At 45.8% G+C, this 24966-nt stretch carries 26 protein-coding genes and 1 other RNA gene; 14 read left to right on the top strand and 13 right to left on the bottom strand.

Features of this window, described 5'->3' with window-relative positions:
- Positions 1-60: 60 nt before the first annotated feature.
- From AS006_RS04425 to AS006_RS04490, 14 genes are all read left to right on the top strand, one after another.
- Complete coding sequence (locus tag AS006_RS04425; protein ID WP_101513338.1) at positions 61-1449, top strand: TldD/PmbA family protein; 1389 nt, start codon at positions 61-63, stop codon at positions 1447-1449.
- The gene (locus tag AS006_RS04430; protein ID WP_101513140.1) at positions 1446-2750 is read left to right on the top strand and encodes a TldD/PmbA family protein; all 1305 of its coding nucleotides are present in this window, start codon (positions 1446-1448) and stop codon (positions 2748-2750) included. Before AS006_RS04425 ends, AS006_RS04430 begins: the two co-directional genes overlap by 4 nt.
- The gene (locus AS006_RS04435; RefSeq protein ID WP_101513141.1) at positions 2734-3561 is read left to right on the top strand and encodes a DMT family transporter; all 828 of its coding nucleotides are present in this window, start codon (positions 2734-2736) and stop codon (positions 3559-3561) included. Before AS006_RS04430 ends, AS006_RS04435 begins: the two co-directional genes overlap by 17 nt.
- Before the next feature lie 4 nt (positions 3562-3565).
- Positions 3566-3903, top strand: an RNA gene (gene rnpB / locus AS006_RS04440) — RNase P RNA component class A.
- Positions 3904-3942: 39 nt separating this feature from the next.
- Positions 3943-6087 (top strand): bifunctional (p)ppGpp synthetase/guanosine-3',5'-bis(diphosphate) 3'-pyrophosphohydrolase, encoded by a 2145-nt coding sequence (locus tag AS006_RS04445; RefSeq protein ID WP_101513142.1) that lies wholly within the window; start codon positions 3943-3945, stop codon positions 6085-6087.
- Positions 6084-6533, top strand: a complete 450-nt coding sequence (gene dtd / locus AS006_RS04450; protein WP_101513143.1) for a D-aminoacyl-tRNA deacylase — start codon at positions 6084-6086, stop codon at positions 6531-6533. Before AS006_RS04445 ends, dtd begins: the two co-directional genes overlap by 4 nt.
- A gap of 9 nt (positions 6534-6542) precedes the next feature.
- On the top strand, positions 6543-7115 hold the full coding sequence (locus AS006_RS04455; protein WP_101513144.1) for an epoxyqueuosine reductase QueH: 573 nt from the start codon (positions 6543-6545) through the stop codon (positions 7113-7115).
- Positions 7081-7851: a DUF4940 domain-containing protein gene (locus tag AS006_RS04460; RefSeq protein WP_199167378.1), complete on the top strand. Its 771-nt coding sequence runs from the start codon at positions 7081-7083 to the stop codon at positions 7849-7851. The genes AS006_RS04455 and AS006_RS04460 overlap by 35 nt, the downstream gene beginning before the upstream one ends.
- Before the next feature lie 2 nt (positions 7852-7853).
- On the top strand, positions 7854-8264 hold the full coding sequence (locus tag AS006_RS04465; protein WP_101513145.1) for an anti-sigma regulatory factor: 411 nt from the start codon (positions 7854-7856) through the stop codon (positions 8262-8264).
- Between the two features lie 4 nt (positions 8265-8268).
- Positions 8269-9576, top strand: a complete 1308-nt coding sequence (trmFO, locus tag AS006_RS04470; RefSeq protein ID WP_101513146.1) for a methylenetetrahydrofolate--tRNA-(uracil(54)-C(5))-methyltransferase (FADH(2)-oxidizing) TrmFO — start codon at positions 8269-8271, stop codon at positions 9574-9576.
- Between the two features lie 15 nt (positions 9577-9591).
- Positions 9592-10959 (top strand): DUF342 domain-containing protein, encoded by a 1368-nt coding sequence (locus tag AS006_RS04475; protein ID WP_101513147.1) that lies wholly within the window; start codon positions 9592-9594, stop codon positions 10957-10959.
- Positions 10956-11792: a type I phosphomannose isomerase catalytic subunit gene (locus AS006_RS04480; protein ID WP_101513148.1), complete on the top strand. Its 837-nt coding sequence runs from the start codon at positions 10956-10958 to the stop codon at positions 11790-11792. The genes AS006_RS04475 and AS006_RS04480 overlap by 4 nt, the downstream gene beginning before the upstream one ends.
- Entirely contained in the window at positions 11789-12967 is a 1179-nt protein-coding gene (locus tag AS006_RS04485; protein WP_101513149.1) for a UDP-2,3-diacylglucosamine diphosphatase, read from the top strand. Before AS006_RS04480 ends, AS006_RS04485 begins: the two co-directional genes overlap by 4 nt.
- 11 nt (positions 12968-12978) lie before the next feature.
- Positions 12979-13452: a hypothetical protein gene (locus AS006_RS04490; protein ID WP_101513340.1), complete on the top strand. Its 474-nt coding sequence runs from the start codon at positions 12979-12981 to the stop codon at positions 13450-13452.
- On the opposite strand, the gene AS006_RS04495 is transcribed toward AS006_RS04490, so the two are convergent.
- From AS006_RS04495 to AS006_RS04555, 13 genes are read right to left on the bottom strand one after another with little or no spacing between them, the layout of a single operon-like run.
- On the bottom strand, positions 13432-14280 hold the full coding sequence (locus tag AS006_RS04495; protein WP_101513150.1) for an HD-GYP domain-containing protein: 849 nt from the start codon (positions 14278-14280) through the stop codon (positions 13432-13434). The two genes, AS006_RS04490 and AS006_RS04495, sit on opposite strands and share 21 nt — an antisense overlap.
- 2 nt (positions 14281-14282) lie before the next feature.
- Positions 14283-16208: a threonine--tRNA ligase gene (thrS, locus tag AS006_RS04500; protein WP_101513151.1), complete on the bottom strand. Its 1926-nt coding sequence runs from the start codon at positions 16206-16208 to the stop codon at positions 14283-14285.
- Positions 16208-16690, bottom strand: coding sequence for a pantetheine-phosphate adenylyltransferase (coaD, locus tag AS006_RS04505; RefSeq protein ID WP_101513152.1), 483 nt, complete (start codon positions 16688-16690; stop codon positions 16208-16210). The genes thrS and coaD overlap by 1 nt, the downstream gene beginning before the upstream one ends.
- Position 16691: 1 nt before the next feature.
- Positions 16692-17321: a metallophosphoesterase family protein gene (locus tag AS006_RS04510; protein ID WP_101513153.1), complete on the bottom strand. Its 630-nt coding sequence runs from the start codon at positions 17319-17321 to the stop codon at positions 16692-16694.
- Entirely contained in the window at positions 17321-17965 is a 645-nt protein-coding gene (locus tag AS006_RS04515) for a hypothetical protein (RefSeq protein WP_101513154.1), read from the bottom strand. Before AS006_RS04515 ends, AS006_RS04510 begins: the two co-directional genes overlap by 1 nt.
- 5 nt (positions 17966-17970) lie before the next feature.
- Positions 17971-19191: a glycosyltransferase family 4 protein gene (locus tag AS006_RS04520; RefSeq protein ID WP_101513155.1), complete on the bottom strand. Its 1221-nt coding sequence runs from the start codon at positions 19189-19191 to the stop codon at positions 17971-17973.
- A 7-nt stretch (positions 19192-19198) separates the two neighbouring features.
- The gene (locus AS006_RS04525; protein ID WP_233185635.1) at positions 19199-19615 is read right to left on the bottom strand and encodes a hypothetical protein; all 417 of its coding nucleotides are present in this window, start codon (positions 19613-19615) and stop codon (positions 19199-19201) included.
- Entirely contained in the window at positions 19615-20001 is a 387-nt protein-coding gene (locus tag AS006_RS04530; protein WP_101513157.1) for a hypothetical protein, read from the bottom strand. The genes AS006_RS04525 and AS006_RS04530 overlap by 1 nt, the downstream gene beginning before the upstream one ends.
- A complete protein-coding gene (locus AS006_RS04535) occupies positions 19998-21206 on the bottom strand; it encodes a S41 family peptidase (RefSeq protein ID WP_101513158.1) in 1209 nt (402 codons plus the stop codon). The genes AS006_RS04530 and AS006_RS04535 overlap by 4 nt, the downstream gene beginning before the upstream one ends.
- Complete coding sequence (locus AS006_RS04540) at positions 21206-21991, bottom strand: tRNA (adenine-N1)-methyltransferase (protein WP_199167408.1); 786 nt, start codon at positions 21989-21991, stop codon at positions 21206-21208. Before AS006_RS04540 ends, AS006_RS04535 begins: the two co-directional genes overlap by 1 nt.
- The gene (locus AS006_RS04545; protein WP_101513160.1) at positions 21976-22422 is read right to left on the bottom strand and encodes a GerMN domain-containing protein; all 447 of its coding nucleotides are present in this window, start codon (positions 22420-22422) and stop codon (positions 21976-21978) included. Before AS006_RS04545 ends, AS006_RS04540 begins: the two co-directional genes overlap by 16 nt.
- Entirely contained in the window at positions 22419-23294 is an 876-nt protein-coding gene (locus AS006_RS04550; RefSeq protein ID WP_101513161.1) for a DUF4941 domain-containing protein, read from the bottom strand. The genes AS006_RS04545 and AS006_RS04550 overlap by 4 nt, the downstream gene beginning before the upstream one ends.
- Before the next feature lies 1 nt (position 23295).
- Complete coding sequence (locus tag AS006_RS04555; protein ID WP_101513162.1) at positions 23296-24963, bottom strand: nucleoside kinase; 1668 nt, start codon at positions 24961-24963, stop codon at positions 23296-23298.
- Between the last annotated feature and the right edge of the window lie 3 nt (positions 24964-24966).

Genomic DNA, 24966 nt, shown 5'->3' on the forward strand with positions numbered 1-24966 from the left:
GTGGTTCGAAAAACGAACTTGGAGCGTAGTATAATGGAAACCAGGGAAGGAGGGATCAATGTGCTCAACGAAAGTGTCGTCAGGGATGTTCTTTTGGCCGTTTTGAAAAACGGAGGAGACTTTGCCGAGGTGTTTTTCGAGAAGAAGTACGAAAACCGATTTGAACTGAAGAATGGAAAGGTGGAGCAGGCAACGAGTGGAGAGATCGCTGGTGTTGGAATCAGGGGATTTCTAGGAACGAAGGCTGTCTACGCTTATACAAACGATCTTTCAAGGGACAACCTGCTGAAAGTGGCAAAGAAAGTGGGGGAAGCTTTAGAAGAAACGAAGATCGAGGATCTCACTTTCAACTTCAACAGGACAAAGAGAAAAGAAAGGCATATCGTGATCATACCTCCAGATCAGGTGGAAAAAACAGAGAAGGTCTTCGTTATGAAAAGTGCCTACCGTGCAGCGAAGGATTATTCGAGTCTCATAAAGCAGGTGGTCGTCTGGTACTGGGACTACGATCAGGAGATATTGGTTGCAAACTCGGAAGGAGTGTGGGCTGAAGACAGGCGTGTAAGAACACGCCTCATGATAAATGCCGTTGCCGAGAAAGACGGCGTCCTCGAAAGAGGTTTTTATGGACCTGGGGCTGGAATGGGTTTTGAGTTCTTCGAACGAATAGATGTGGAAGAAGCTGCAAGAAAGGCGGCAAGGATTGCTGCCAGAATGGTTGAGGCAGAACCTGCTCCCGCTGGGAAGATGACGGTCGTGATAGCGAACGGATTCGGTGGGGTGATCTTTCACGAGGCAGTGGGACATGGTTTAGAAGCAACGTCCGTAGCCAAGGGAGCTTCTGTTTTTGCCGGAAAGCTCGGTCAGAAAGTAGCCGCAGAGTGCGTTTCTGCAGTGGACGATGCCACGATTCCAAACGGATGGGGTTCTGCCAACGTGGATGATGAGGGGACTCCCACGCAGAGAACCTTACTGATAGACAAAGGAGTTCTCGTCGGATACCTCGTGGACAGGCTCGGTGCAAGGAGAATGGGAATGAAGAGTACGGGAAGTGGTAGAAGACAGGATTACACCTTCCCACCCACTTCGAGAATGAGTAACACATTCATCCTCCCCGGTGATTACCACCCAGAGGAAATCATCTCTGCCACAGAGTACGGGCTCTACGCGAAAACAATGGGAGGAGGTTCTGTGAATCCTGCGACGGGAGAGTTCAACTTTGCCGTCTCTGAAGCTTATCTCATAGAGAAAGGAAGGATCACCAAGCCCGTTCGCGGGGCCACGTTGATAGGAAAGGGGCATGAGATCATACAGAAGATAGATATGGTGGGAAACGACCTGGCGCGCGATCAGGGAATGTGTGGTTCGTTCTCCGGATCGATACCTGCCGATGTGGGGCAACCCACCATAAGAGTCAAAGAGATAGTAGTAGGGGGGCGAAACAGATGACACTCGAAGAGTTCAAAGATAAACTGTTTACAGTTGCAATGAGAAAAGGTGTGGAGGCACAGGTGAGTTTTGTGGAAACACGGGAATTTTCACTTCGGCTTGCAAACGGCGAGCTAGATCAGTACACAGACGCTGGAAAGTACAGCATCGAGGTAAAGGTCCTGAAAGAAGGAAAAACCGGTGTGTTTCGAACACAGGTTCTTGAAGACCCTGAACGCTGTCTCGAAGAAGCTCTGGGAAATCTTCAGATCAAAGACAGTGAGGAAGAAGAGTTCTTCTTTGAAGGTGGAAAGTACGAGCCTATGGAAACCTATGCGGGTGAATTCGAAAAGCTCTCTGTGAAAGAGAAGTTGGAAATGGCAAGACTGGCGCACAAGGGTGCTTCGAGTGATGAAAGGATCGTCATGGTTCCAACGGTGATGTACCGGGATTTTGTCACAAGGAAGTATCTCTCGAACACCCTGGGTCTCAGTGCAGACGGGATGGCAGACGGAGGATACATCTTTGTGATGGCGATTGCAAAGGACAGCAATCCAAGGTCAGGTTTTTGGTTTGAGATTGCAAGAATCCCGAAAGATCTCAATCCCGAAGAGGTGGGAAGGCAAGCATCAAGGGAGGCCATTTCTCTCATAGGATCGAAACCGATAGAATCTGGAAAATACCCTGCTGTTGTGAGAAACACGGCTCTTCTTGATCTCATGGAGATGTTCATTCCGATGATTTCGGCAGAGAACGTGCAGAAAAATCTGTCACCCTTGAAAGGAAAACTTGGAAGCCAGGTGGGAGGTACTGTTGTTTCCATAAAGGATCTTCCTTACCATTCTAGGGGACTTGCAAGTACTCCCTTCGATGATGAAGGAGTTCCAACGACCGAAAAGTACGTTTTGAAAAACGGTGTTCTGAAGACCTTCCTTCACAACCTGAAGACGGCAAGGAAAGAGGGTGTGAGCCCAACCGGAAACGGTTTTGAAAACGGGATACAGCCTGTCAACCTGATGATAGTTCCGGGAGATTCGTCCTTCAACGATCTTTTGAGGGAAATGGGAAGAGGTGTGGTCATAACGGAAGTTGAAGGGATGCATGCAGGGGCAAACTCTGTATCCGGTGAATTTTCCCTGTTTGCGAAGGGATACTGGGTGGAAAGCGGAGAAATTGCTCACGGCCTGGAAGAGTTCACCATTTCAGGAAATTTCCTCGATTTCTTGAAGAGGATCGTTCGGGTTGGAAACGATGTGAGAGTCTCGCATCGTACGATAGCACCCAGTGTTCTGGTGGAGGTACTGGATGTGGCGGGAAAGTAAGGCTCTCATCTTTCTTCTTCTGACATCTACTTTGCAAGGCTCGACGTTTCCTCTGCAAAAGCTCGTTGTGGGTGGAGTTTCACCCTTTGTCTACAACGTAGTTAGATTTGGAAGCGCTGCGTTGCTTTCTTTGTGGATATTCGGTCCAGGAAAGTTCAAAAGGGGGTTTCTACTGGGGCTTGTTCTCTGCGGTGCGTACATTTTCCAGATATGGGGATTGAAGTTCACCAGCGCAGCCAAAAGTGGTTTCATCGTCTCGAGCTTTGTCTTCTTCGTTCCGATCTTTTCTTTCCTTCTGGAAGGCGAAAAGCCAAGAAAGGAGCATCTTTTTTCCTTCATTGTCGGGTTTCTTGGCATATATTTGCTCACAGGGGGAATAGGTGGTTTTTCTTCAGGAGATCTTCTCCAGCTTTTCTGTGCTGTGCTTTTTGCACTTCATGTGGTGTTGATTACCAGGTTCTCAAGAGTGGAAAGAGAAAAGGATATGATGTTCTGGCAGTTTCTGGTCGTTGCGGTGATCAACCTTGCGTTCGGAGCAAACAACTTCCATCTTCCAGTCGGTGCTTTGATCGTTGGGCTGTACAGTGGGGTTTTCGCCACAGTTTTTGGGATATTATGGCAGATGCGTTATCAGAAAGAAGTTGGAAGCAACACGACCGCTCTGGTTTACATGACTCAACCTTTTATCTCTCTGGTACTTTCGATTTTGCTCCTGGGAGAAAAAATGAACGTTCCACAATTTGTGGGGGGATTGATCACAGCCTTTGCTTTGCTTACTGGAACATGTGTAAGGAAGAAGAAGTCTACATAGATAGGGAGAGGGGTAGGTGGTCGCGGGGACGCACACTCGCGTTCCCCGAGGAAAGTCCGGACTCTGGAGCGGGGTGCCGGGTAACGCCCGGGAGGGGTGACCCTCGGACAGGGCCATAGAGAAGAAGACCGCCCGATGAGGGCAAGGGTGGAACGGTGGGGTAAGAGCCCACCAGCGTCGGGGTAACCCGGCGGCTTGGCAACCCCCACCTGGAGCAAGGCCAAGCAGGGGGTTGGGTTGCTCCCCCTATTCCCCCGGGTTGGCCGCTTGAGGTGTGCGGTAACGCACACCCTAGATTGATGACCACCCACGACAGAATCCGGCTTATGCCCCTCTCCCGTGTTATAATTTTTTCACAAAGGTTCAATCGGTGGTGAAACGATGCTGAACAGAACTGAACTCGAATCGGAAGCCAGAGCAGTGGTCAGAGAATTAGAGTCACTGAGGAAAAAGAGCTTTTCCAGAGAAGAAAAGAGGCTTCTAATGAAAGCCTACGAGTTCGCGTGGATTGTTCATGAAGGACAAAAGAGATTTTCTGGCGATCCGTTCATCTCACATCCCGTGGAGGTTGCAAAGATTCTGGCTGAGTTGGGGGTCGACTCCACCACGTTGACGGCGGCTCTTCTCCATGATACGGTCGAAGACGGTGAAGGTGTTAGTCTCGATCAGATAAAAGAACTCTTTGGAAATGAGATCGCAAGGATAGTAGACGGTGTCACCAAGGTGAGCAGCATAAACACTCCCATCGGACCGGATCAGGATTCTAGGAAAAGAATGGAGACCATACAGAAGATGTTCCTCGCAATGGCTGAGGATATGCGTGTGATCTTTGTGAAACTTGCCGACAGACTCCATAACATGCGTACCATGCAGTATGTCCAGGACCCGGAAAAGAAGAGGTACAAGGCCTATGAAACCCTCGAGGTGTATGCTCCACTTGCTCACAAATTGGGAATATATTCTATGAAATCAGAACTCGAGGATCTTGCTTTCAAGGTTCTGTATCCGGAGGAGTATTACAAGATAAAGGAACTCGTTGCAGAAAAGAGAAAGGAAAGAGAGAAGAGAACGAACGAGTACATCTCGATCCTGAAAAGTGCTCTCGAGGAACACAGAATAAAGGCCACCGTTGAGGGAAGATACAAGCACTACTACAGCATCTGGAGAAAGATGAAGGAAAAGGGGAAGAAGTTCGAGGAGATATACGATCTCATAGCCCTCAGAGTTGTGGTGAAGGATGTTACAACCTGTTACACCGTCCTTGGAATCGTACACAACATCTGGAAACCCCTTCCTGGTAGATTCAAAGATTACATCGCGGCTCCAAAATCAAACGGCTACAGATCTCTTCATACAACGGTTATCACGAAATATGGTGAACCTCTGGAGATACAGATCAGAGACGAAGAGATGCACAGGGAAGCCGAGTACGGTCTCATCGCTCACTGGATATACAAGGAAAAACCTGACGTGAAAACAGCGAAAGAATGGATTGAAAGATTACTTGACTGGAGAAAGGAACTCGCTCAGGGATTCACAGAATTTGAAGACATAAAGAAGGAACTCCAAATGGACGAGGTTTTCGTTTTCACACCCAAGGGGGATATCATTCACCTTCCAAAAGGTGCTACTCCCATCGACTTTGCTTATGCAATACACACAGAAGTGGGGCACCATTACAGCGGTGCAAAGGTAAACGGAAAGATCGTTCCCATAGATTATCAGTTGAAGAACGGCGATGTCGTGGAGATCATCGTGAACAAGAACTCCTCCGGTCCCAGCGTCGACTGGTTGAAATACGCCAGGACCCACAACGCACGGGCGAAGATCAGAAGATTTTTGAAAGAAAAACTCGCTCCGGAACTCGTTGAAAAGGGAAAGGAAACCCTCAGAAGGATATGCAGAAAACTGGGAAAATCCTTTGAGGAAGTGATGCAGTCGGATGGAATAAAAAAGTACCTGAACTCTTATTCTGAAAGAGATTTCTTCATGAAAATTGGAGAAGGTAGTATCACCACGCAGGATCTGTTAGAGGCCATCCTGGGGAAGAAGATAGTCGTAAGGAGGAAAACAAAGAAGAAAAAGCCGAAATCTCAAAACATCGTAACAGTCGACGGAATAGAAAGCATAGAGTTTCACATAGCCAGGTGCTGCCATCCAATAAAGGGAGATCCAATAGTGGCCGTTGTGAGCAAAAGGGGAATGAGCATTCACCGAAGTGACTGCAAGAATCTGAAAGGCATTTCTCAGGAAAAGGTATTCCCTGCAGAATGGAATCTTGAAGTATCCGATATGTTCGATGCCTATGTAAGGGTCGTTCTCGATTCAGAAAAAAGCCTTCCCAGTTTGATAGATCGTGTGACGAGCCTGGGAGCTGAGTTTGTTGGTGTGAAGACTTTGAAGGACAGAAATCCCATTCTTGTCCAGCTCCATATAAGGATCTCCAACACCAGCGAATTGAGCGAATTTTTGAGCAGGCTGAAAACTTACAGATACGTTCTGGACGCAGAAAGGGTGATACAGTGAGAGCCGTCGTTCAGAGAGTAAGCGAGGCGATGGTGGTCGTAAATGAGAAGGTGGTGGGAGCCATCGGAAAGGGGCTCCTTGTTTTTGTTGGTGTTGGAAAGGATGATACTGAGAAGGATTGTGAATGGCTTGCCGAGAAGGTATCGGGGCTTCGAATATTCGAAGATGAAGAGGGAAAAATGAACTTATCGGTTATGGATGTTGGGGGAGAAGTGCTTGTGGTCTCTCAATTCACACTCTATGGAGACTGCCGCAGAGGAAAAAGACCTTCTTTCACAGAGGCCGCTCCTCCCGAGAAAGGGAAAGAACTTTATGAGAAGTTCATAGACCTGCTGGAGAAGAAGGGGTTGAAGGTGGAAAAAGGGATCTTCAGAGCACACATGCACGTTCATCTGGTGAACGATGGACCTGTCACACTCCTTCTGGATTCTTCCAAACTCTTTTGAGGTGAGAGGGTGCTGATACACGTTTGCTGTGCCCCAGATCTTCTCACAACACTTTTTCATGTGAAAGATGCAGAGTTTTTCTTTTACAATCCTAACATCCAGCCTCCTTTGGAGTACAGAAAGAGAGAAGACGCTGTAAAGAGCGTGGCGTCTCACTTTTCCTTGAAGGTGATTTTCGGAGAATATTCGGTGAATGAAGTGAAAAGTTGGTATCACGTCGTTCGAGATTACAGAGATCTCGGTGAAGGCAGTGAAAGATGTAAAAGGTGTATTGGCTTTCTTCTCAAACGAACCGCTCAGGAAGCTTTAAAAAGGGGACACGATTCTTTTTCCACCACCCTCCTTGCGAGTCCAAAAAAGGACCTTTCCATGATCGAGGAGATAGGAAAGACGTTGGAGAAAAAGTACGGTGTGGTATTCTATTTCAAGAATTTCAGAAAGGGAGGAGCCTATCAGGTGGGTGTGAGATTTTCCAGAGAACTTGGAATTTACAGGCAGAATTACTGTGGATGCGTGTTCAGTCTCCTGGAAAGAAGGAGGAAGCTACATGCTAAGGCTTCCCGAGAGAATAACGGTGTGTGACGGTGAGAAGATCCTTTGGAACGGGCTTGGACTCTCTGATTCTTTCATCTTTGAAACCACGAAGACCGTTCTGGAATCGAACGTCCCTGTGAAAGGAAGTATCTACTGTTTTCCTGCAAAGACGATTCTTGGGAAGATGGCTGTTTTCGTTGAGACTAAAATCGAACCATGGGATCTGATCGTGGAACTCTTGAACCACGAATTTCTCAAAACAAGGTGGTACAATGAAGAAGTGGAGAAGGTAGTGGAGATTCTTTCTGAAAACTGGCGTCCTGGAAAAAGAGTGTTTGTGGTGCAGTCAGAAGGTTTTGAAAGTCGTCTTCTTCTCAGAGAAGAGCTTTCTTTGTTTGTGGATGCCGTTTACAACGCTGGAAGTTTCGATGTTGGGGTTTCTCCTTCGAACGTTTCTTTTCGCAAAACGATCTCGGAAGGAAGGATCGCATTTTCAGATCCGGAGAAAGAGATTAGAGAAGCAGTAAGAAAAGCTCTGATGATGACCAAATATGTTGAACAAAACGTATCCTTCTATGAGAGGCTCTACGAATACAGTTTCACGAAGGTCCCTGTTTCAGATACCGTGAGAATTTTCCTGAGAACAGGAGACGTCTCGAAGACAGCCGACTCAACGAAAAAGAGCGAAGAAGAAGTGTTCAAGGAGATTTTAAAGTTCGAGCAAGATTTTCTCATTTCTCCAAGGATTCCGCTGGAAGCTTTTGTGTTGTTGAGGGAGGGCTGAAGTTGCAAAACTTGATGTTCCTCATCGTTCCTTCCAAACGTTCATACATAAAGATTGCACGCTCTACTATGCGTGATTTTTTGTTGCTTAACGGCTTTCCGAATAGTTTAGTTGTGGACATGGAGATAGTCCTTGGAGAGCTTCTCGCCAATGTGATAAAGCACACTTACAAAGGAGATGAGACGAAAAAGATTATTGTGAGTTATGTGGTGAAAGATGGAGCTTTCTACATTCTTGTAAGGGATTTCGGTGATCCTGTGGATCCCACCAGACTGAAACCCATTCCTCCAGATCTGAAGAATCCTAGAGAGGGAGGGTACGGTCTTTACATAATCCATCAGGTGGTGGACGATATCAAGATACGACCTCTGAAAGTGGGCAATCTCACTATAGTCAGGAAAGATTTGAGGTGACACAATGATTGTGAACGTCATCGGAGCAGGTTTTGCAGGCTCAGAAATTGCGTATAACCTTGGAAAACGTGGAGTAAAAGTGCATCTTTATGAAATGCGTCCAAAGAAGATGACGGAAGTACACAAAACTGGATACTTTGCAGAACCCGTCTGTAGCAACTCTTTCAAATCGGAAGAGATAACGAATGCCGAGGGCCTTTTGAAAGCTGAAATGAAGATGATGGGTTCTCTAATCCTCGAAGTGGCAGAAAGAACGCGTGTTCCTTCTGGGAAGGCGCTGGCTGTGGATAGGAACGCCTTTGCAAGAGAGGTCACAAAAATAATAGAGGGAATGGAAAATGTTGAGATCGTAAGAGAAGAAGTTACCGGTTTCAATTCCGATGAGGGTATCTGGATAGTGGCGACGGGACCAGCTACCTCAGAGGGGCTCATTTCTTTTTTGAGAGAGCTTCTAGGAGAAGACTTTCTGTTCTTCTTCGATGCTGTTTCTCCGATTGTGACCTTTGAGTCCATAGACATGAGCGGGTGTTTTTGGGGAGACAGATTCGGAAAGGGGAACGATTACATAAACTGTCCTCTCACCAGGGAAGAATACGAGGAACTCTGGAAAGCGCTCGTTGAGGCAGAGGTCATTGAAATGGAGGATTTCGACAGAAGGTTTCTCTTTGAACGATGCCAGCCTGTTGAAGAGATCGCAAAAAGTGGAAAGGACGCTCTGAGATACGGCCCTCTGAGACCGACAGGACTGGTGGATCCTCGAACCGGTAAAGAACCGTACGCCGTGGTTCAACTTCGTCGTGAAGACAGAGAAGGAAAATTTTACAGCCTCGTTGGATTTCAAACGAGGTTGAAATGGGGAGAACAGAAGAAGGTCATCCAGAAGATCCCCTGCTTGAGAAACGCAGAGATCGTCCGTTACGGTGTGATGCACAGGAATGTTTACATCAATTCTCCCAGAGTACTTGATCCCTTCTTTCGTTTGAAAAAACATCCTAATGTTTTCTTTGCGGGGCAAATCACCGGTGTGGAAGGGTACATGGAATCGGCGGCATCCGGGATCTACGTAGCGTACAACGTGTACAGAATCCTGAAAGGTCTTTCTCCGCTTCGCCTTCCTGAAGAAACCATGATGGGAGCTCTCTTCAGTTATATAATAGAAAAGGTCGAAGGTGATCTGAAACCGATGTACGCAAACTTTGGGCTGCTTCCTCCTCTTTCTGTCCGGGTTCGAAACAAGTTCGAGCGCAGGAAACTTCTCGCAGAACGAGCCATGAAAGCGATGAAAGAGTTTCTGGAGAAAAATCCCTGGTGAAGCGAGGGGGTAGGGGTGAAGGTGGAGTTCACTGTATCAGAAGACAGGATGCAGGCTTACGTCATCGTAAGGAAAGAAAGACCCGACGAACCTCCCCTGTCGAAGGAAGAACTTATAAGTGCTCTACAGTATGCCGGGATAAAGTACGGAATAAAAGAGGATGTAGTTGACGATCTCACAAGATCTCCTGTTTACAACACACCTGTTCTGATCGCAGAAGGCACTCCACCTGTCGATGGTGAAGATGGAAGAGTGGAGCTGCTGAAGAAAGTGGAAGGTGTTTCTCAGAGTGACGGCAGAGTCGATCTCAGAGAAATACCTGCAAAGCAAAGGGTCATCGTTAAAAGAGGAGAGACCATTGCTCGCATCGTACCACCCACTTCCGGTGAAGAGGGAAGGGATGTTTTCGGAAATCCCGTAAAACCAAAACCAGGAAAGATGCCGGAGTATCACCTTGGATACAATGTGACATTGAAGGACAATGAGATCATTGCCACAAAGAGCGGCTTACTGATCATTGAACCGAACGGGACGATACATGTGAACGATACCCTGGAAGTGGAATCGGTTGATTACTCCACCGGTAACATAGATTTTCCAGGAAGAGTGATCGTCAAGGGTGACGTGAAGCCGGATTTCGTTGTGAGGGCCCAGGAAGACATCGAAGTGAAGGGGGTCATAGAAGCAGCAACGGTCGTTTCCTTTGGCGGTAGCATTACAACGGGTGGCATAAAAGGAAGGGGAAAGGCCTTCGTGAAGGCAAAAAAAACGATCAAAACGGTCTTCATAGAGAACGCCGAGGTGGAAGCTGAGGAAGTAATGGTGGAGAAGAGTATAGAAAATTCCACTGTCAAGGCCAGTAGTGTAACGGTGACAGGAAGCAAAGGCAGTATAAGAGGTGGTGTGATAATCGCTCGAGTCAAAGTTGAAACCTTTCAGCTTGGATCTCCCATAGGAATTAAAACGAGAGTAGAAGTGGGTGTCGATCCGGAGGTGAACGAGAAGATAAAGATCATCTCCGCTCAGGTTTCACTCGATAAGACAAACGTTCAAAAACTCACCAAAGTTCTGGTTGAGCTCAGAAAGATGCAGAGTGCTCTTAAAGACAAATTTCCTCCCGACAAAGAAGCACTTCTGAACAAGGTAAGCAACACGTTGATAAATCTCAGAGACTCCATACAGAAGAACGAGCAAGAACTCAAAAGGTTGAACGAGATAGCCGAAGAGATGGCAAAGAACGCTTCTGTTGTTGTGAAGGAGGTTGCTTATCCTGGAGTTGAGATCGTCATGTTCAACAAGGTGTTTCGTGTGGAAAAAGAACTCACAAAGGCAGTTTTCTACTACAGAGACGGCGAAATAAGGGTGGGAGGTTATTCAGAATGATGCTCAAAGTTTTTCCTAAACTAAGAAAGCAGATCTGGGGAAGTCATCGCCTTGGAAGAATGTTTGGATCGGAAGAAAAGATAGGTGAGGTGTGGCTTCTCTCAGGACATCCTCTGTTCATCACCGAAACATCAGAAGGCCTGGATCTCAACAAAGACATGGAGAAGATCCTTGGAAAGGTCTTTCCCCGCTTTCCACTCCTTGTGAAGCTCATCTCCGCCGAAGACTGGCTCTCGGTGCAGGTGCATCCGAACGACGATGAAGCACAGAGACTAGAAAAAGAACCCTGGGGAAAAACGGAAGCGTGGTACTTCGTGGAGTCCGGACAGATAGCCATTGGAGAGGACCCGGAGAAAATCAAAGAGGCATTTTCGAGCGGAAACTGGGATGGAGCATTGAAAAAGGTGAATGTCCAGCCTGGAACCTTTGTCTTTCTTCCCGCAGGAACGGTGCACGCACTGGGACCCAGCGGTTTTCTCGTGGAAGTTCAGCAATCATCAGATCTCACCTACAGAGTCTACGATTGGGGTCGGGACAGAGAACTCCACGTGGAAAAGGCTTTCAGGGTGATGAAAAAAAGAAAGGTCGAAGATCTTCTGATAAAAAATTTTGAAAGGTTTGAATGTGAATACTTCAGGATCAGAAAGATAAGCAAGGAAACTTTGAGAGGTTTCTGTGCAGTCGTTGTTCTTGAAAGAGGGGAGCTCGACGGAAGGAAAGTAGAACCCTTTGAAACATTCATCGTTCCAGAGGGAGAAAGCGCCTATCTGAACACACTCGCTCTTGAAATAAAACTTGGCAGTTTCTTCGAAAGATGGGGTGAGAGAACATAAAGAGGGTCTTCATAAGTGATCTTCACATAGGAGACGGATCCGCCAAGGATGATTTCTTTTTCGATAGCGAACTTTCAGATTTCCTGGAAGATCTACTGGATGAAAAAGAAGTGGAACTCTTCATTGTAGGGGACGGATTTGAGATCCTCGAAAGCCGCGTTGTGAAAGAATTGGGACTTGTTTCTTTCGATGAAGTATTGAGAAGCCTCGACGAAACCGTAATAAACGAGATAGAGAAAAAACACGAGAAGATCTTCGAAACGCTCAAGAAATTTGCAAAAAAACACACAATCTACTACGTGGTGGGAAACCATGACTATCATATTCTCAAAAATGAAAATCTTCAAAAAGCTCTGAAGGAAAGATTCGATCGATTTGAGATCTTGCCCTATTACTACGACGAAAAAACAAAGTTGCTAGTTCTTCACGGCAACCAGTTTGACGTTATAAATCGTTTCTCGCTGGACAGAAAAAGCAAAAAGATCATACCACCTCTTGGAGATTTCATAGCAAGGTACATGATGGTGAACTTCGACGAAAATGTCATAAACTTTGCTCCAGAAGATGTGATTAGAGACTACGACAATGTAAGACCTCTTCTCGACGTTTTTCATTGGTTCGAACATGTAACGGAGATCTACGATATCGGAGTGGATCTGGTGGAGCTCTGGTTGAAAAGCTTTCTCGACATGTTGAGAACGAATGAGGCAAAAAGATGGATGAGAAACAACTTTCCAAGGACCCACTGGCTCTCCAAGTTGTTCGTGAACAGACTCGGTGGTCTGGAAATGGGCAGAATTCTTGTGAGGACAGTCTACACATTCAGAAAACTTCGTAGGTTGGATTATCTTCAAAAGTGGGCCAAAATTGTGTTGAAAGGAAGTCAGAAATGGAAGAAGTTCATGGTGGGTTACGAAGATTTGGACAAAGTTGATAGAGTCGATATACTTGTAATGGGACACGTTCATCATTTTACTTACAAGATAGTTCCCACACCTGCTGGAAAGAAACTGTACGTGAACTGTGGTAGCTGGAGGCCTGTTCTGGAAAAGATCGGGATGAAAAAAAAGCACGGCTTCCACAAGAAAGCAGAACTTCCAAAGATAACGATGGACTTTTCGAACGGTAAGGTCGAGGTGAAGGCATCGATCACGAACATGATTGGAAAGATTTGAGGGGTGAGATCATGATCTCTAACCCCGTTCTGGGTTACAGATTGGATCCTGGAGAGCCAGGAATTCCATATTCGGCTCCCGCAAGCCGCAGTGTGATCAGAGTGCTTTCCCAGGAGATATCGAATCTGATGGCGTTCAAGAAAGAAGCCCTCAGAGAGGGCGGGTACGTCATATACAGCAACATAGCCCTGGATATGAGAAAACGTGGATCTTTCCTTGCAGCGATCGCAGGACGAACACAGGTGTACATATACACTCCAGTATCTCAGAAAGGAGAAAGAGTAAATGAGTTTCAGGACAGACAGGACGAAATAGAAAGAAAGATCCTAGAGCTTCAAAGACGTCTCAGTCAAGAAACCGATCCAGCTGAGAGAGAAAGATTGAAAGAAGATATAGAAAGATTAAAACTGGCACTCAGTGTGCTGAAAGCGAGCCTCAGAACACCGGAACTTCTTGTGGGAGTGTTACTCGACAGTCTCGTCTGAGAATATTTTCAGGAAAGCATCCACGACCGTTGGATCGAATTTTCTTCCTGCTTCTTTTTTAATCATTTCTATGGCCTCATCGTGAGTTTTCACACGCCCTTCCCACTCAGATGAAACGAAGTTGGTGAGAACATCGTAATAGTCACAGACGGCTATGATGCGTGCTTCGAGAGGTATCTCCTCACCTTTGAGACCATCTGGATAACCTGTTCCGTCCCAGTTCTCATGATGATGCCTCACGATAGGAACCGCATCCCAGAGCACTTCAAGGGAAGCCAGAAAAACAGAACCCATGATTGTGTGATCCTGAGGGTATTGCTCGAATATCTGGATCCTTGTTGGGGTATAAAGCATGAGTTGCTCGATTCCTATCTTTCCAACGTCGTGAAGCATGGCGCATTCTTTCAAAAAGGAAAGTCTCTTTTCGGAGAGTCCCAGCTTTTTTCCGACACGTTCAGCAAGTCTTGTTACCCTCTGAGAGTGGCTCCAGCCGTTTTCATCTTCTATCTCCATCAGAACTATCATCGCTTGAAGAAGTCCACTCACCATTCTTCGCGTCCAGCTTGCAGTGAGCATTTTCTCGCCTGCAAGAACGTAAGCTGCGACAACCGGAAGTTCTCTACTATTTTCTGGTATCTCCAGAAGTTTTTCTTCTCCTTTGTAAATCGTGTAGTTGTTTTTTTCTCTCACAACTGAAATTCCGGAGAAGGGAACCTTCCTTTTTAAGAAAGCGATATCTGATTCTTCCAGATTATCCACTTTCGTGTAAAGCCTATCCATCTTTTCCACGATTTCTTCAAAGTCTTCTTCCTCGAAAAAGCACTTCATCTTTATCCCTCCAATATGAGCTTCAACTTGCGGTCTTTTACTTCCTTTTTCAATGTGTCTATGAAAACATCCATTTTCACGTCTTTTATCTCTTTTCCTGAACGTGTTCTCACGGAGAGTTTCCCACTTTCGAGCTCCCTGTCTCCCAATACGATCATGTAAGGTATTTTCTGAATCTGCGCCTGTCTTATACGGTATCCCAGCGTTTCTCTTCGATCGTCCAGAAAAACTCTGAATCCTTCATTGGAAAGTGCTGCTGCCACTTTCTTTGCTCCTTCGTTGTGCTTATCCGATATCGGGATCACCGCTACCTGGATCGGTGCGATCCAGGTTGGAAACGCTCCTGCAAAGTGTTCTATGAGAATACCAAAGAACCTCTCTAAAGAACCATATATCGCTCTGTGTATCATTACCGCTGTGTGCTCCCTGTTGTCAGGCCCGATGTACGTGACGTTGAATTTTTCTGGCATCATGAAGTCAAGCTGTATCGTGGCACACTGCCATTCCCTTCCGAGAGAGTCCTTTATATGAAAGTCTATCTTGGGACCGTAGAAGGCACCCTCTCCTTCGTTCACCCTGTAAGGAAGTCCCGCTCTGTCCAGGGCTCTTTTCAAAGCGTTTGTAGCCCTTTCCCAGATCGCCTCATCACCCATATGGTCTTCAGGCATCGTACTGAGTTCGACCCTGTAGGTGAAGCCAAACTGGCTGTATATGGTGTTTATCAGTTCTAGAACTCCGAGTATCTCATCTTCGATCTGATCTGGTGTACAGAATATGTGTGCGTCGTCCTGAGTGAAGGACCTCACTCTCATGAGGCCATGGAGAACACCGCTTCTTTCGTACCTGTGTACCCGACCGAACTCGAAGAATCTCAAAGGAAGATCCCTGTAGGACACGGCTCTGCTTTTGTATACAAGGATGTGACCTGGACAGTTCATGGGTTTTACTGCGTATCTCTCTTCGTCTTTTTCGATGAAATACATGTTCTCAGCATAATGATCCCAGTGCCCTGAGATTTTCCAGAGTTGTTCATTCATTATGAGTGGAGTGAAGATCTCCTGATAGCCTCTCTTTCGGTGTAGTTCTCGAGAAAAGTTCATCAGTTCGTTGAGTACAACGACACCTTTGGGGAGAAAGAAGGGCATACCAGGGGCGTATTCTGTGTTCAACATGAAGAGTTCCAGTTGAGGTCCGAGTTTTCTGTGATCTCTCTTCTGTGCCTCTTCAAGAAATTTCAGATAGTTTTCAAGGTCCTCTTTCTTTGCAAAGGCTGTGCCGTAGACTCTTGTGAGCATGGGATTTTTCTCATTACCTCTCCAGTAGGCTCCGGACACCGAAAGCAACTTGAAATGTTTCACCATACCGGTCGAAGGAAGATGTGGTCCTTTGCACAGGTCAATGAATTCCCCCTGACGGTAAATCGTCACCGTGTTTCCTTCTATTTCCTCTATCAGTTCCAGTTTGTACGACTGATCTTTGAAGATTTCCCTTGCCTCGTCTTTGCTGATCTCTTTCCTCTCTATGGGAAGGTTCTCCCTTATTATCTTTCTCATCTCCTGTTCTATCCTTGGGAGATCTTCTTCTGTGAGTTTTCCGTTTCTTATGTCAAAATCGTAGTAAAATCCGTTTTCTATGGTGGGGCCTATTCCCAGTTTCACGTTTTCTTTTCCGTACAATCTCATTACAGCCTGGGCGAGAATGTGTGCCATCGTGTGTCTGTAAAACTCGGGTGCCTCGGGATCTTCGAGTGTTACAAAACGTATTCTACAATTCCTCTCCAGAGGTCTTTTGAGATCCCAGAGCTCTTCATCATCCACAACAGCACCTATCACCTTTTTGAGGTCGAGTTCCCGAGTGATTTCCATCGGTGTTGTTCCCTTTTCGTACTCCTTTTCACTTCCATCCGGGAGAATCACTTTTATCTTCATTACTTTCCCTCCTTCAATTTTTCGTACAGTGCCCTGGCAACTTCAGAAGGTACCCACTCCGTTACATCTCCTCCATACATGGCCACCTCTTTAACAAGACTCGATGAAACGAAAGAAAACTTTTCACTTGCCGTCAGAAAAACTGTTTCCAGTTCACTGTAAAGTTTTTTATTGGCAAGAGCCATCTGGAGTTCGTACTCGTAATCCGTCACAGCTCTGAGACCTCTCACCAGAACTTTTATACCATGTTTCTTCAAATAATTCACGAGCAAACCTCGGTGAACATCTATCCTCACCCTGTCCACGTTTTTCAATGCAGATTCCACAAGTTTTTTTCTCTCATCCAGACTGAACAGATATTTCTTTCGCGGGTTTTCAGTTACGAGAACAACAAGCCCATCGAAAATGTTCAGCGCCCTCTTTATTATGTCCACATGGCCCAGTGTTATGGGGTCAAAAGATCCAGGATAAACGGCTATCATGCTACCATCTCCTATCTGTACATTTCACCTGGAAGAGCGTTCTATCTTCCACCCTTAGGGCCGTGAGCTTCCCTCCGTAAACGCATCCCGTGTCTATACCTATTTTATCCGATGAGATGTAAGGTTCCGCAAGGGGAGTGTGACCAAACACCACCGTTTTCCCAGGAAGGGGGTTTTCACTGTAGATGAACTCGTCCCTTATCCATACAAGATCGAAGGGATTTTGCTTTTCAAGAGGTACTCCAGGTCTCACGCCACCATGGACGAAGACAAAATTTCCCTTTTCATAGTAGTAAACTGTACTTTCAAAAAAATCCAGGTACTTTCTGATCTCATCGATACTTCCAAAACTTTCTATTGTACTTCTTGCTCCATTGAAATACCAAAGATCACACTCGGAGTGATTCTTCACACAGTTCAGAAGCATTTCTTCATGATTTCCTCTCAAAAAGATACATTTGTGGTGTCTAGAAAGTTCTACCAAGAATTCCACCACTTCTTTCGAATTCGGCCCTCTGTCCACGTAGTCTCCAAGGAAAACGAGCTCGTCGTCTTTTTTCAGAGGTAATCTCTCAATGAGGATCTTTAAGGCAAGGAAACAACCGTGTATGTCCCCTACAGCGTACGTCATCAGATGATCCTCCCGTACATCATCCAGTTCCAGAGAACAGACACGACCACACCAAGAACGGGACTCAACCACCACCTCACGTCAGGTTTTTTGAATTTCCAGAGTCTATAGAGAAAACCGAGGGCAAGGGAAAGGAAAGCGAAGATCTCCTTTCCGGCAAGGAGAAAAACAAAGAAAGCAAGTCTTTCAGAAATTCCTTCTATATCAGAGATCTTCGGATCACCTGGTAAAAGGTTACGGAAAAAATACGTTATGGCTACAGAAGCAGCGTTCATCCCAAGAAGATAGAAAACAAACTCCGATGTGAGATAAGAACTTTTGAAGAGATCTTTGATGTAAAAATTCAAAATCAAAAACACGACAAGGAGGAAAAGTTCCAGCAAATCTATCGCTCGTTTCTTTCCTTTTCTATGCAGATACGTTCTGAGACTATCTCCTACCAGATGAACCACCACTGCCACAAAGAAAACGACCATGCCACTTTCTGACTTGAGCACAACATCGAAGGTGAAAGCCAGGATCGCAAAAACAGACCAGATTATGTGACCTATCAGCTTCCAGCCACTGTACTCTCTTATCTTCGCGTTGTTCGTGAATCCGTGATCTGCCACAACGTGACCGAGAAACAGATGAAACGGAAACAATCAGATCACCTCCAGATCCTCTCTTCCAGTTTAGAGAAGAAAGTTTTCAGCTTTTCGAACTTCACGAATTCCTTTATCATAAGGGAGGCGCTTATCTCAAGTGGTCCTTCTTCTATTGCCTCCATGTATATCTCTTCCAGCTTTTCAACAAATCGATCCACGGCCCACTCCTTTTTCACAAATTCTTTTCCCTTCCTTGAGAGTTCGTCTCTGAGATTGGGGTTCGTGAGGATTTCCCTTAGGGTTCTGGCAAAAGCCATTTCATTTTCTTCTTCCAGAAGTATCGCTCCCTCGCAACCTTTGAGAACGTCTTTCACTCCCTTCCACTTCAAAACCACAACTGGAAGACCAGAGGCCAGTGCTTCCAGAAGCACCAGTCCCTGTGTTTCCGTTTTAGAGGCGAACACGAAAACATCTCCTAGCTTGTAATACTCAGGTATTTTCTCGTGATCAACGTAACCTGTTATGATAAGGTTCAGTTTTTTTTCTCTTGCGATCTCTTCGATCTCTTTTCGTTCGGGTCCATCTCCCACCATCACAAAGCACAGATCTGGAGAATTCAATCTCTCGAAGATCTTCAAAAGGAAATCCACGTTCTTTTCCCTTGCTATCCTTCCAGCGTAAAGTATCACCTTTTTTCCTTCAAGTCCCAACTTTTTCTTGAGATCTCCAGCCTCAGCCGATTCGAACTTTTCGACCTCTATTCCTGTCGGAAGAACCCTGATGGGTCTTTTCACTCCGTAACTTTCCAGTTCTGCTTTTATATCTTCTGTTGGTGCGATCACTATGTTCACCAGATTGCAAAACCATGCGCTGAAATGTTCAACCATCTTTTTCGAAGGGGTAAAAGGTTTGGGAATGTAGTGTCTGTACTCAGGAAGGAGCGTGTGGTATGTGTGAACGTGTGGAAGTTTCAGTTCTTCCTGGACCTTGAGCGCCTTGAATCCCATGAAAAAAGGAGAATGGCTATGCACTACCTGGATTCCCTCTTTCTTCGCAAAATCTAAAATCTTTCTGGTTGAGGCTATGGAGATCCTGTGCTGTCTTTCTGAAGGAAAAGGAATGCTTCTCACCACAAGGACATCTTTTTCATTCTCTGGAGCGGAAGGGGCCACTACAAATACCCGGTGGCCTCGTTCTGTGAGTTTTTTCTTGTAAAGTCTTATGGACGTTGCCACTCCGTTTATCTGAGGTGCGTAAGTATCACTGAACATACCGATGTTCATACCACATTCACCTCATCCACGAGGAAATCTTCCATATGAAAAGAAAAAGAGCGGGAGTCCTGATCAAAATAACAAGGATCGTTTTCTTATCCAATCTATTGAAGAAAAGAACAGAAACAAGAAACAAGATCAAAATGGACCATCTTGGGTCAATAAACACAGAAAGAAGAGGCAAGAATATGTAAGGAGAAAACGACACCATCATCTTGTCGGGAGATTCGCCGGTTGCCATTTTGTAGATACCGGACACGATCAGAGAATAGATCATGAAACAAAGAAAAAGTTCTGCCACCTTCAGAGGGAGTCTCAAGGAGTTGTACACCACTACGATTTCGTTCCAGAAACCAAGAACGTTCACGAAGAACACAGTGATCGGTACCACAAATGAGAATTTCTTCATGGACTCATCCAGTTTCACAAGCATCATTTCACCTTCAGGATGAAGTACATACCCTCTGCAAAGAAGTACTCTACGTTTTCTTCTGTCTTCTCAATGGATACGTTTTTTCCTGTTTCTCTTTTCACCACATTCAGCGCTCTCTCAAAATCTTCCCGATCTTTGAAAACAAACGACTTCCATTCCGGGTAATAGTCAATATTCTTCACTTCCTTTAGAACTTCGTTTACAAGAATGGATCTGTTGAGCTCGTTTCTGATGCGATCAACGGTAGATTTCCAAGGAGTATGCACACCAACATCAAAGGAAGGAAATCTTGTGAACTCCTTCCTTTCCGTTTTAAAGGACAGATCCACAAAAAACAGAACCAGCGCTGCCACCATCAGAACCAGAAGAAAGCCATTTCTCGTCATTTTATCTTCTCTAGCAGAACTTCCAGGCCCTTCTTTATAAACGGATCCTTTTCTGTATCTATCTCTATCTGTTCTCTTGTCTCCGCGTGGAGCTCTTCTTCTACCTCTTCTTCAACCACAACGTCTGGTTCTATACCAATTCTGTGTATGTCCTTTCCTGAAGGTGTGAGATAGTGCGCTGTGGTCAAAAAGAGCACACCACCGTTACTCAGAGGAAATCCCGTCTGAACGGAACCTTTACCGAAAGTTTTTCTGCCGACCACGGTGGCGATGCCAAGATCTTTCAGAGCACCCGTTAGAATCTCAGATGCCGAGGCCGATCCTTCGTTCGTTAGAACGACTATCGGAACGTTCGGATAGTTGTTTCCGTAGGACTCGTAAACGTCCTCTTCACCAAAGCCGTTTCTTACCTTCAAGATCACACCTCTGTCAACGAACATGCTGACAATTTTTAGTGCAACATCGAGATATCCTCCTGGATTGTCCCTCACGTCGATGATCAATCCCTTGACACCTTTTTCGAAGATCTTGTCCAGTGCGTTCTTCATGTCCGAATCGGCTTTTTCACCGAATCGGGTTATTCTCACGTATCCGATTCTTCCTTTCTCCGTTTCTATGAACGAGTAGAGCACCATTTTTATCTCTATCTTTTCCCTGACGATGGTGAAAGTGAGTTTTTCTCCATCTCTCAAAACCTCTATCGTCACGGGTGTTCCAGGCTCACCCCTCAGATTGTTCACCGCCTCCATGTACGTCATCTTGGAGACTGGTGTCCCGTCTATCGTTATGATGAGATCTCCCGCTTTCAGCCCAGCCCGCCATGCCGGCGTTCCATACATCGGTGCAACCACCTTTATGGCACTGTGCTCTGTGTCGTAAGTCACTTCTATTCCAAGGCCGCCGTACTCTCCCTTCATCTCTATCTGGCTTTCACGATAGGTTTCTGGATCCTGATAGTAGGAAAAATCATCTCCTGTTCCCTTCACAAGGCCGTCTATGGCGTGATCTATGAGCTTGTTGATATCGAGTTTGTCTGCTTCGTAGTAGTAGTTCAGTATGTAAGAAAGAGAGTCGAAGAACGGCTCCAATGCCTTGTTTACCTCTTCTATGGTGAGGTCTGTTTTGGTGGATCCACCGAGGATGAGTGTGAGAACCAGCACTAAAGCACTGATGATGACAAACCTTGAGAGTTGATTGAGCTTCATCATATTTCCTCCTTTCTACAAACTTTTGTGGCGAATATCATGTAAGCCGTGTGTGCAACCATTCTATCCACCGGCCTCAGCCTTTCTGGAACGGGCTTGTAAGGTCTGAAGAGACTCTCCCATACTTCCACCTTCACGAAAGGAAGTTCGTACAACCTCTTCAGAGTTTCCTGGACTTGATTGGTAGTTGGACAGACGGTTGCGAATCTTCCACCACCTTTCAGGGCTTCCCAGCATCGATCCACGTAGTTCCAGGGATCGGGCACGTCCAGAAACAGAGCATCCACACCTTTCTCGTCGAACCCCTCGGATATGTCCCTCACCTTTATTGTAACTCTCTCGATCAGACCCCATTTCGTCAGGTTTTCTTCTGCAAGTTTTGCGAACTCTTCTCTTCTTTCGTAAGCAAAGACCATTCCGGAGCTTCCAACGGCTCGTGCAAAAACTGCACACATCGCCCCACTTCCAACACCCGTATCGATGACCCTGTCTCCCTCTTTCACATCTAGCATCATAACAATGAATGACGAATCCTTTGGATAGACGATTTGTGTTCTTCGCTTCATGTTCATGATCTCGTCGATCAGCCGGGGTTTCAGGATGTAGCCCTTTTTTCCGGATGACGTTCTTATGATGTCTCCGGTTTCTTTTTCAAGGACCTCGTTAAGGTCGATCACACCAAGGTGTGTGTGCAGTTTTTTGTCCTTTTCCAGATCGATCAGAAATTCACTCTCGTCCTCGAACGAAAGAAGCACTCTGTCTCCTGGTTTCAGTGTATCGGCCACTTCTCCCACACCTCTCTTGGAAAACTGAATCTGATGTCCACATGTTTGACGAGCACGCCGCGTCTTTTCCCATCCACGAGTATGTACACGTTGTTCACACCCTTCACGTTCAAAAAGATCGTGTAGAGTGTCTGATGGAGAAAGTACCTTTCTGCTTCAAAGTCCATTCCTTTCAGCTTTTCGCCGTACAGGTCTAAGATCAGGTAGTCTCCAACGAAGAAATAAGCTCTCAGCACATTCTGAGGAACGAAACTCCTCAGTTCCGGGGGAGGAGACGAGAGAGCCTCGAAGATTTCAAGAACAGGATTTTCCTTTGCTTCTATCACCTTGACAACGGGCAGAAGGTCCTCGTTCAAATAGCATATCTTCAGCTCTGTTGAAAAAACCACGATCGTCATCAGAATTATCGTAAAAAAAGCGTACTTTTTCATTCTTTCATCAACCTCTCAATGACGTCCAGAAGTTTTGACATGTCTTTTTCATCTCTCAGAAGGACTACAACCCCTGTGACTCCAACGGGAATATCGTATATGGGACATATCTCGATTCTGTAACCCATCTCGTCTGCTATCTTCTTTGCAATCTTCAAAGAGTTCGAATAAGCGGGAAGATCGAGCCCATTCAAGTCTTTTGAAAAACTCCTCACGATCACCCTTCCATCACCGTATCCCACAAGGAAAACCGTGTCTTTCTCGAAGGGATCGATCCTCTCTCCCAAGGGTTTTACAACGTATCCAGTTGCTTGTTTGAATTTCAGCAAGACTCTGAACTGACCATCGCTCTCTGCAGTTTTTTCTACTACAGCTTCTCCTTTTTCAAAGAGCACATCCCCGGGTGCGGCCGGTTTTCCCCTGAAAACGAGCCAGTCTTTTGCGACGATCTTCATAGAGTCTTCCGTCTGTTCGATATCGAAGTTTCTTTCACCTTCGTAGTTCACAACGATCGTTCTTCCAATCTCCTCTATGGAGTTCACTCGACATGTGATCATTCTGATGGTCCCATCTGATTGTACATAGTCTACGCCAAACAATTTTAGAGTTTCTAACGGAACACCTGGATCTGGCAGCTTATTGTTGTCGAGGATGTATAGGTTTTCTACGTTTGCAAGAACGTGGTTGTTGTACTCCAGATACCTGAGACTTCCCACCGTTCCTGTGGACGGTGGGGTGGTTTCGAAGATCCTTGAATGCTCCATCAAAACCTGCAAAATTTCGTCGAAGTTCAGCAGGGTAGCATCCAGCGTAAAGGTTTCTGCCAGAGAAACAGTGAAAGAAAGAATCAGTATCAACCAGAGCGTCTTCATCTCAGTATTTGAAGATACTCCTTCCTATGAATTCTCTCAAGATCGATTTATCAGGAATATCTTCTATGTTCGTGATCGGCAAGAAGAAGTCCAGAAGTTTCAAAAGCCTCAGTGCTTCCGAGTACTCCGGTGTGTCCTCTGGAACCTGAACAAGAAGAGGTTCAGCAAATATTCTGAGCACGGGAATTTCATACACCAAAGCTGAGTTGAACATCGTATCTGCTTCTTCCTGATAGGGAAAGATGTTTCTTTCTTCCCCTCTTCTGACGTTTGGCCACATCTTCAGTGTGTCGTACGCAGTGTGTCCTCGGAACTTGTAGTCTCTCACGATTCTTCTGAGAAGGCGAGTGTCTGTTGTTGTGACTCTGTTGTGATCGTCGATGTTCAGATGTGTCAGAGCACTCACGTATATCTTGAACTTCTGTTCCCTCGGTATCGAAGCCGTCAGTTGCTCGTTCAGGCCATGTATTCCTTCGACGATTATGATGTTGTCCTTTTCTAATTTGAGGGTTGGCCCTTTCATTCTCTTTCCAATCTTGAAGTTGAACTTCGGAAGAGTCACCTCTTTTCCAGCAAGAAGATCTTGAAGATGCCTGTTGAAAAGATCTATATCCAGGGCTTCTATGGAATCGAAATCGTAATTTCCATTTTCATCACGGGGTGTCTTTTCTCTGTCCACGAAATAGTCGTCGAGGGATATGGCAACGGGTTTTAGTCCGTTCACCCTGAGTTGCAGTGAGAGTCTCTTTGCGAAGGTGGTCTTTCCAGAGGACGATGGCCCCGCTATCAGAACAAGACGCCTTCTTCTGTCTTTTGCTATCTCGTCTGCTATGTCTGATACCTTTTTCTCGTGCAGTGCCTCGGAAAGGAGCATGAGTTCAGATACTTCTCTTTCACCGTGAGCGATGATGTCGTTGAGATCCGATACGTACTCGATCTCTAAAACACTGAGCCAGCGAGCGTATTCTAGAAACACCCGGGAAAGTTTCGGCATATGTATCGTCGGGAGGTCTCCTGTCTTTGGGTCTGGATGGACAAGGACGATTCCCTGATTGTATGGCTGAACGTCGAAGATGTCTATCCTGCCGGTACTGGGCGGAAGGTATCCGTAGAAATAAGCCCAGAATCCGTCGCAATGATAGAGTTTTACGGTTCGTTTCTTTCTGTATTTGAAAAGCCTCACAGTTTTTTCGAGACCTTCCTTTGAGAGGATTTCTCTTGCCTCATCTTTGTAGAACGTTTTCTTCTCTATGGGAAGGTCTTTTTGTACGAGTTCTTCCATCTTCTCTTTTATGGAGAGCACCTGTTGAGAATCAGGGACTATCAGTCTGTCTTTTTCGTAAATCTCGCAGTAGATGCCTTTCCCAAGAGAGTGAAGAACCTTCAACTTCCAGTTCGGGTTCAGTTTTCTCACTGCCAAACTTGCCAGGAAAACGAGCCCTCTCTGATATATCCTGAGTCCATCCGGATCGGTGAGATCTATGAAATCCAGTTCTCCACTTCTGTCAGGTGTTCTGAAAAGTTCCACTATCCGGTTGTTCACTTTCGCTGCGAGTATTCTGTACTTGAAGTACTTTTGATATTCTTCGGCCAGTTGAAAGAGATTTTCCCCCTCTTCAAGGACGATCTCTCTGTTGTCCTGTCTGGAGCGAAGAACAACTTTTCGCACACT

This window comes from Thermotoga sp. SG1 (assembly GCF_002865985.1).
Lineage (GTDB): Bacteria > Thermotogota > Thermotogae > Thermotogales > Thermotogaceae > Thermotoga.